The organism is Mesorhizobium sp. M7A.F.Ca.US.006.04.2.1, from assembly GCF_004022915.1.
GTDB lineage: Bacteria > Pseudomonadota > Alphaproteobacteria > Rhizobiales > Rhizobiaceae > Mesorhizobium > Mesorhizobium ciceri.
The window spans coordinates 1-1,098 of the sequence record NZ_RZQA01001321.1; the positions used below are offsets into that span (position 1 = coordinate 1).

At 60.1% G+C, this 1,098-nt stretch carries 1 protein-coding gene; it reads right to left on the minus strand.

Annotated elements, in window-relative coordinates:
- Positions 1 to 77: 77 nt before the first annotated feature.
- A complete protein-coding gene (locus EN925_RS36980) occupies positions 78 to 374 on the minus strand; it encodes a DUF2604 domain-containing protein (RefSeq protein WP_024505654.1) in 297 nt (98 codons plus the stop codon).
- Between the last annotated feature and the right edge of the window lie 724 nt (positions 375 to 1,098).

Consider the following 1,098-nt stretch of genomic DNA (forward strand, 5'->3'; position numbering starts at 1 on the left):
CATCAGCATATGGCCGGAACCGGCCGATCTCCCGATCAAACTTCGCTCGGGAGACCTCCGGATCCACACTTTGGTGTTTAGGCACCTGCGACGCCCGCCTTCAGGCTGAGGAACAGGGTCACAGTATTCGGGAAACCGAAGTCGCCAAGCTTCTTGTCGACATCGAGCAAGTTGCCGGCCTCATCCTTGAATTCCCAATTCTCGGCTGGTTGGGCGACATTCTGCGTGTTCTCAAGGGCTTTGGTACGAATGACGTGAAGCGGCTGGTTGGGATTGGCTTCGACCTGCGTGGGCTGGCCGTTCACCACCACCGTGATCTCGATCTTGCCCGGTCCGCCGCCGTGATTATCGCCCTTACCCGAATCCTTCGACATTGTCCTACTCCTGTGGCTTGCCAACCGCCCCACGCCCTGGCGCCCACCTGCGAGTGAGACCGGCGGTCTTCAATCGTTCACCCGGCGCCACGGCCGCGAGTACGCGAAAGACAGGGGATAAGCTACCGAATCGGTGCTTGCCTTCTTTTATGGGTGACTTGAGCCGCAAGTAAATGGTCTCAAATTGCTCCTCACAACTATAATCGATTAGAGCAATGCAAAAATATTGGCGACACGCCTATTCATCTGCTCTCTCACTCGCCTGCTCCGTGCTTGGCAAGGGGAGCTTTGACTGCGTCACGCGTCCCCCAAGCAGCCGATTGCGCCGGCAGCGCCGTAGGAACCGTCGTTCAGAGTCTTCACCACTCAAGCAGCCGCATGGATGCAGCCGACGCTCGTCTCCACAAACAGCGCAAGTGGTGCCTTGTTGGATAAGGTCGCCTCGTCCCTGGTGCAGCATCTGTCGGAACGGGTCCGCTGCGAGACCATGCCTCATCATCGCGCATGCGCAGCAGCCGGCGGTCGATGCTCGTAAGGCGTTCTGCTCATTTCGTGGCGTAGGCGCTGCTCGACTCGCGGACATATGCGGGCACCGAGGCGGAGGCTGACCAGTCGGCGCCGCGTTCGCGGATGTCGCTTGCAATGTGCTCGCGTGCGTTTGCCGCCGGCGACCTTGCCGTCCTCGCCTGCTATGGCGAGCCGGCGCAAGCGGATTGCTCGATAC